This is a genomic window from Leucobacter exalbidus, assembly GCF_017834145.1.
Classification (GTDB): domain Bacteria; phylum Actinomycetota; class Actinomycetes; order Actinomycetales; family Microbacteriaceae; genus Leucobacter; species Leucobacter exalbidus.
In genome coordinates this window covers 3,174,695-3,181,803 of record NZ_JAFIDA010000001.1, presented here as the reverse complement: position 1 = coordinate 3,181,803, position 7,109 = coordinate 3,174,695, and the positions used below count along the sequence as shown (strand labels likewise).

Annotated in this window: 5 protein-coding genes; 4 read left to right on the top strand and 1 reads right to left on the bottom strand. The window is 64.2% G+C overall.

The window, feature by feature from the left end:
- Positions 1-85 precede the first annotated feature (85 nt).
- The 3 genes from hrpA (at position 86) to JOF28_RS14380 (ending at position 4,756) form a co-directional block, all read left to right on the top strand.
- On the top strand, positions 86-4,105 hold the full coding sequence (gene hrpA / locus JOF28_RS14390; RefSeq protein WP_209706620.1) for an ATP-dependent RNA helicase HrpA: 4,020 nt from the start codon (positions 86-88) through the stop codon (positions 4,103-4,105).
- Positions 4,106-4,193: 88 nt separating this feature from the next.
- Entirely contained in the window at positions 4,194-4,382 is a 189-nt protein-coding gene (locus JOF28_RS14385) for a type II toxin-antitoxin system HicA family toxin (protein WP_209706618.1), read from the top strand.
- A complete protein-coding gene (locus JOF28_RS14380; RefSeq protein ID WP_209706617.1) occupies positions 4,379-4,756 on the top strand; it encodes an antitoxin HicB in 378 nt (125 codons plus the stop codon). The genes JOF28_RS14385 and JOF28_RS14380 overlap by 4 nt, the downstream gene beginning before the upstream one ends.
- 135 nt (positions 4,757-4,891) lie before the next feature.
- Here the strand turns inward: JOF28_RS14380 and JOF28_RS14375 are convergent, their stop codons facing one another.
- A complete protein-coding gene (locus JOF28_RS14375) occupies positions 4,892-5,392 on the bottom strand; it encodes a YflT domain-containing protein (RefSeq protein WP_245189992.1) in 501 nt (166 codons plus the stop codon).
- Between the two features lie 235 nt (positions 5,393-5,627).
- Here JOF28_RS14375 and putP point away from each other — a divergent pair, with 235 nt between their 5' ends.
- Positions 5,628-7,082: a sodium/proline symporter PutP gene (gene putP, locus JOF28_RS14370; protein WP_342452195.1), complete on the top strand. Its 1,455-nt coding sequence runs from the start codon at positions 5,628-5,630 to the stop codon at positions 7,080-7,082.
- The last annotated feature ends 27 nt before the right edge of the window (positions 7,083-7,109 follow it).

The following is a 7,109-nucleotide window of genomic DNA, read 5'->3' as shown; positions in this document are numbered from 1 at the left end:
CGCGCTCATCGAGTCTCCTTTAATCCAGTAGAAGTTTATTCTAGGCGCGACGCCACCAGGCAAACGCTGGGATACTAGTGAGGCCATGTCACTGCATCTTCCCCACATTTCCTTTCCCGAAGAACTTCCCGTCTCGCAGATGCGCGACGAGATCCGGGATGCAATTCGCGACCATCAGGTCATTATCGTTGCCGGTGAGACCGGGTCAGGAAAGACGACGCAGCTCCCCAAAATTTTGCTCGCGATGGGCCGTGAACGCATCGCGCACACGCAGCCCAGGCGCATTGCGGCGCGCACGATCGCCGAGCGCATCGCCGAAGAGCTGGGGTCTGAGCTGGGTGGGCTCGTGGGCTACCAGGTGCGGTTCACCGACCGCGTGTCTGAGGACACCCGCATCAGGCTCATGACCGACGGAATTTTGCTGAACGCAATTCACCGCGATCGTGATCTGAAGGCGTACGACACGATCATCATTGATGAGGCGCACGAACGCAGTCTCAACATCGACTTTTTGCTGGGCTATCTGCGCACGCTGCTGCCGCGCCGCCCCGACCTCAAGGTCATCATCACCTCGGCCACGATCGACCCCGAGTCGTTCGCGAAGCACTTCGCCGATGTGCACACGGGCAAGCCCGCGCCCATCGTTGAGGTTTCTGGCCGCACCTTCCCCGTTGAGGTGCGCTACCGCCCCCTCATTGAGCAGGTCGAGATTGCCGACCCCAAGGGCGGTCCCCCCAAGATTCGCACCGACGAGCGCGACCTGTTTGACGCAATCGGCGCCGCCGTCGACGAGCTCGCGCGTGAAGAGCCGGGCGATGTGCTCGTGTTCTTGTCGGGCGAGGCCGAGATCCGTGACGCGGCAGATGCTCTAAACGGCAGCCTGCGCCGGTCGAGCCGTGCCGCGCGCACCGAGATCCTGCCGCTGTATGGCCGGTTGAGCGCTGCCGAACAGCACCGCGTGTTTGAGCGCGGGGCGCCCGGTGTGCGGCGCATCGTGCTCGCCACGAACGTCGCCGAGACCTCACTCACCGTGCCCGGTATTCGCTACGTCATCGACGCCGGCACCGCGCGCATTTCACGCTACAGCGCGAAAAGTAAGGTGCAGCGCCTACCGATCGAAGCGATCTCACAGGCGAGCGCTAACCAGCGCTCGGGCCGTTCGGGTCGCACCAGCCCGGGTATTGCCATCAGGCTGTACAGCGAAGAAGACTTCACCACGCGGCCCGAGTACACCGAGCCCGAGGTGCGCCGCACCGGCCTCGCCTCGGTGATCTTGCAGATGCTGTCGCTCGGGCTCGGTAACGTTGCCGAGTTCCCCTTCCTGACGCCGCCCGATCAGCGCGGCATCGCCGACGGTATGGGGCTGCTCGCCGAGCTCGGTGCGGTCGAAGCCATCCCCGCAAAGCGCGGCGCGCGTGCGGGCAGCGGGTCAGCCAAGAACGCTGGCACGGGTAACAAGAACACTGCCGCGGGTAAAGCGAAGGGTGCCACGCACCGCATCACCGCGGTGGGGCGCGAACTGTCGCGCCTGCCCATCGAGCCGCGCTTCGCGCGCATGGTGATCGAGGCGCAAAAGCGTGACGTGGTGCCCGAGGTGCTGGCGATTGTGGCCGGGCTCACCATTCAAGATGTGCGCGAACGCCCCCAGGCCGAACGCGGCCGCGCCGATGAAATGCACGCGCGTTTCAACGACCCTGAGGGCGATCTGTCGACGCTGCTCAACCTGTGGAACTATCTGCAGAAGCAGCAGGAGGAGCGCTCTTCGAGCTCGTTCCGCCGCATGTGTAAGTCTGAGTACCTGAACTTTCTGCGGGTGCGCGAGTGGATGGATCTTTACCGCCAGATCGCGCGCATCGCGAAGATCAAGTCGAGCTCGGCTTCGGCCGCCGCTGAGGTCACCGGCGGTTCAAGCGAGGCCATTCACCGCTCGATTCTGTCGGGCTTACTCTCGCAGATTGGCGTGCGCGACGATAAACAAGAACGGCACGCCCCCGCGGGCCGCGGGGTGGCCGGCGCCACCAAGCGCAAACCCGCGCAGGAGTTCGTGGGATCACGCGGCACCCGCTTTGTGCTCTATCCCGGATCGGTGCTCGCGAAGAAGCCGCCTGAGGTGTTGATGAGCGTTGAACTCGTCGAAACCTCTCGGCTGTTCGCGCGCGGCAACGCCGCCGTCGACCCGGCCTGGGCTGAAGAGCTCGCGGGGCCCCTCGCGAAGCGCCAGATTTCAGAGCCGCACTGGGAGAAGAACCAGGGCGCTGCCGTCGCGTACGAGCGCGTGACCCTCTACGGGGTCGCGATCGTCGAGCGCCGCAAGGTGCAGCTGGCACGGTTCGATCAAAACCACGCGCGCGAGCTGTTCATTCGGCACGCGCTCGTCGACGGCGACTGGGATTCGCCGCAGGCATTTGACCGCGCAAACCGGCAGCTGCGTCGCGAGCTCGAACAGCTCGAGGAGCGCACCCGCCGCCGCGACATCGTGAGCGACGACGAGGTGATCTTCGAGTTCTACGACAAGCGCATTCCCGCCGATGTCGTGTCGACGCGCAGCTTCGAGGGTTGGTGGAAGCAGAAGAAACTCACCGACCCGCAGCTGCTGCACCTGCGCCGCGCTGACCTCCTCGAAGAAGAAGACGAGCAGGTTGACGAGCGCGAATTTCCGCGCGAGTGGCAGCACGGTGACCAGCGCCTCAAGCTGCGTTACCGCTTCGACCCGACGGCCGAAGACGACGGTGTCACCGTCAATGTGCCGCTGCCGCTGCTGCCCAGGCTCGAGGAATCTGACTTTGAGAAGCTGGTGCCGGGCCTGCGCCAGGATCTCGTCACCGCGCTCATTAAGACGCTCCCCAAGGCGATTCGCAAGCACGTGGTACCCGCCGCTGATTGGGCGCGCACGCTGCTCACCGCGATCGAACCGCAGCTGAACGCCCCCGCCGATCCCCCGGCGAAAACCGGGCGTACCGAGCTCGCGGCCGAGCATCAGGCACTCACCACGCTGCTCGCTGCCGAGATCAAGCGGCGCACGAGCGTGCCGGTGACGGCGGCTGATTTTGATCCGGATCGCCTCCCGGCTCACCTCACTCCCACCTTCCGCGTCGTTGACGGCCGCGGGAAGACCGTGGGCACCGGCAAGAATCTGGGCGAGTTGAAGGCGGCGCACAAGCAGCGGGCGACGCAGGGCGTGGCGAAGGTCGCCGCGGCCGCGCTGCCCAAGAGCGAGCTCGAGCGAAAGGGCGTCACCACCTGGACCTTTGGTGATCTGCCCCGGCACGTCGATACGGCGTACGCGAAGGGCCGCGGCCCGGGCGCCGGCGTGGTGCGCGCGTATCCCGCCATCGTCGATCGCCGCACGAGCGTTGATCTCGTGCTCGTGGCCGACCCGCGAGAGCAGGCCCGCCTCTCGAAGCGCGGCATTCGTAAGCTGCTGACGCTGAGTTCGCCGTCACCGTCAAGCTACATTCGCGAGCACCTCTCGAACCAAGAGAAGCTGTTGCTGGGCGCGGGGCCGTACCGCAGCCTCGATGCCGCCATCGCCGATGTGTCGCTGGCCGTGGCTGACGCCGCGATCGCGAAGCACTCGGCCGACGGGCTCGTGTGGTCGCATGGCATGTTTGAGGAGATTGCCAACGAGTACGCCCGGTCGCTCATCGACGAGGTGTATCGCGCGATCGCGCTCACCGCGAAGGTGCTCGACGGCGTGCGTCTCGCGCGCAAGGCCATCGATCAGGCCAAGTCCATTCAGGTGCTCAGCCAGGTTGCCGACGCGGCCCGCCAAGTCGACGGGCTCGTCTACGACGGGTTCGTCTCGCGCACCGGGCTCACGCAGCTCGCGCGTGTGCCGGTGTACCTCGAGGCGCTGTGCATGCGCATGCGGGCGCTCACTGAGAACCCGGGGCGCGACCGTGCCTGGCAAAACGAGGTCGATCGTATGCTGATCTTGTTCTCAGATGCGGGCGGGCGCATGCCCGTGCTTGATGGCACTCCCGATGTGCTCGTGCACGTGCGGTGGCTGATTGAAGAGCTGCGCATTAGCCTGTTTGCACAGCAGTTGCGCACGGCCGAGCCGGTGTCGGCGCAGCGCATCCAAAAGCTGCTGCGCGACGTCTAGCAGTCAGGTCAGTCAATCTGATTCCATATCAGAGCTGAGCGCATAGCCCCCCTAGACATTGACTGTCTAGTGGGGGTAAAATATACTTGTGACGAAGCCGATGAAGTACCGCGAACTGGCCAAGCTACTCAGGCAAGCGGGTTTCGTGCCCCGCCAGGGCAAAGGAGATCACGAAGTCTGGATCAATGGCTCCCACCAGACAGTCATTACCCAGACCCGCGAGATTTCCCCCGGTTTAGTCAGGCAGGCGCTCAAAGCCATCGAGGAGGCATCATGAATATCACCACCGTCGCCCAGCAATGGGAGCACGGCTGGGAACTCCGCCTCAACGGCGAGGTAGTCACGCAGGTCAGCACGCTCGACAAGGCTGCTCAGCAAATACGCGATTACCTCGACACCGTTAACCCCGAAACTGACCACAGCGACTGGGCAGTCACCGTCTCCCCCGCGATCGGCGATCTCGGGGACCGGGTTCGTGAAGCACGGCTCGCAACTCGTCGGGCCCAGGAGCTACAGGAGCTTGCCGCAAAGGAAACCGTCGCCGTTGTGCAGGGCCTACGGTCCGCTGGAGTCTCCGTGACCGACACCGCTGCGATTTTAGGAGTTTCTCGCGGCCGCGTTTCACAGTTAGTGAAGAAGCAAGCTGCTTAACGACGTTCATTCAACCGGGCTGTTAGTAGACCGCCAGTTACTGCTGCGCGACGTCTAACGAGCACTCTGGTGACACAGCAAGGGCAGGTATCGAATGATTCGATACCCGCCCTCGCTCGTTGCACTCGGTGGCCGTTACGCGCCAGTATGACCTGAGAGCACCCGGCGCGCTTCGTGCAGCTGCTCAGCATCAGTGATGAGGTCGTACCGGGTCGCCACCATCTGCATCACCGACGAGAAGTCGCGTCGGTTGCGGTTCATCGCGTACGACAGCACTCCGAACAGCATGCCGAAACCGGCGCCGATCACCACGGCCGCGATGAATACGCCAACGATGGCGGTGTTCTCGGGCTGGAAGATGAAGAGCAGCAGGCCGAGGAAGAGGCCCAGGTATGCCCCCGAAAGCGCACCCATCAGTGCCACGCGCCCATAGGTGAGGCGCCCGGTGACGCGTTCAACGCTGCGCACATCGTTACCGACGATGCTTACCTGGCGCACCGGAAACCCGGATCGCGCAAGCACATCGACGGCGTGCTTCGCGTCCTCGTAACGGTCATAGGTTGAGACGATCTCGCCGGTAGGAAGTTCGGGCGTCATCTGCTGGCGGCGTGATCCGGGGGTCGTCGGTGTACTCATACAGCCGATTCTTCCACAGTGCCGCCTGGGTTGGGCCGCCGAAGCGGTGTGCCCTCGGCGAACCTGCCGCACGGCACCCCTGCGTTCATGCCCACAGGAGCAGCGCTTACGGGAACTAACCGCCCAGCCCGCCCAGTTTCAGCCCGCGCGCAATTGTGCCAAGCTGGTTCGGTACCGCAGGCACCACCCATCGCACCCTCGAAGGATTCGCATGCCCGAACAGTTCTAACTCTACATTGCGCTGGGGATCTACTTTGCGCTGCTGCTCGTCATCGGCTTCATGGCGTATCGCAAGACCCGCAATCACGAGGATTACATGCTCGGCGGGCGCAACCTGCCCTCGTGGGTGGCCGCGCTCAGCGCCGGCGCATCAGACATGTCGGGCTGGCTGATCATGGGGCTGCCCGGGGCGATCTACGCCACCGGGTTGATCGAATCGTGGATCGCGGTGGGCCTCTTAATTGGTTCCTATCTCAACTGGCGGCTCGTGGCCCCAAGGCTTCGCGCCTACAGCGAGGTGTCTCGAAACTCGATCACCATTCCCAGTTTCTTCGAGAACCGGCTGCGCGATCGCACCCGCGTGCTGCGCACCGTTGCCAGCCTCATCATTCTGGTCTTTTTCACGCTCTACATTTCTTCGGGCATGGTCGCGGGCGGCATCTTCTTCGAGACGACGTTTGGGGGCGACTACCTCGTGGGCATGCTCATCGTCACGGCGGTCACCCTGTGTTACACGCTGTTTGGTGGCTTTCTGGGCGCCTCGCTCACCGATGTGGTGCAGGGCCTGATTATGGTGACCGCGCTCGTGGTCGTGCCTATCATCGCGATTATTTCAATCGGCGGCTTCGGCGAAACCGCCGCGATCGTCGAAACCGTCGGCGCCGGTAACCTGTCATTCTTTGGCGGCGGCGCACTCACCACCGGGGCGGCCGCGCTCATCATCATCTCGGGGCTGGCCTGGGGGCTCGGGTACTTCGGCCAGCCGCACATCATCGTGCGGTTCATGGCGCTGCGCTCACCGCAAGAGGCTGCAAGTGCCCGCCGCGTGGGCACCAGCTGGCAGTTCCTCTCACTCCTCGGCGCGATTAGCACGGGGCTCATCGGCATCGCCTACTTCGACAAGTTCGGGGGTGCTACCCAGAACCCCGAAACGGTGGTGCTGCTCATCTCGCAGGTGCTGCTGCACCCGTTCGTCGCGGGCCTTGTGCTGGCGTCGGTGCTCGCCGCGATTATGAGCACGCTGTCGAGCCAGCTCATCGTGTGCTCGTCGGCGCTCGTCGAAGACATCTACCGCGCCGTGAAGAAGCCGGCCCCCAGCGAGAAAACCCTCGTCGTGCTCGGGCGCTTGGGCGTGCTGGTGGTCGCGATCATCGCGGGATTGCTCGCGATCTCCCCCAACGACAGCATCCTCGCGCTCGTCGCCTTCGCCTGGGCTGGCTTTGGTGCGGCGTTTGGCCCCATCGTGCTGCTGAGCCTGTACTGGCGCAAGCTCACCAACTGGGGCGCGATCGCCGGTATGCTCACCGGATCAGCAACCGTGTTCATTTGGAAGGCGTTTGACACTGGCCTCTACGAGCTGCTCCCCGCGTTCGCCGTCGCGCTCGTGGTGACGATCTGCGTGAGCCTGGCCACCTACCGCCACCAGGAAGAAATCTCGCAGGAGTTTAAGGCCGCCGAGGCGATGCTGTAACTCAGTTCGTGGCACAACGCACAGCCG

Excerpts from the sequence above, each read along its gene's own strand:
- JOF28_RS14375 (WP_245189992.1), bottom strand. The coding sequence starts at position 5,392 with ATGAGTACACCGACGACCCCCGGATCACGCCGCCAGCAGATGACGCCC.
- JOF28_RS14380 (WP_209706617.1), top strand. The coding sequence starts at position 4,379 with ATGAATATCACCACCGTCGCCCAGCAATGGGAGCACGGCTGGGAACTC.
- hrpA (WP_209706620.1), top strand. The coding sequence starts at position 86 with ATGTCACTGCATCTTCCCCACATTTCCTTTCCCGAAGAACTTCCCGTC.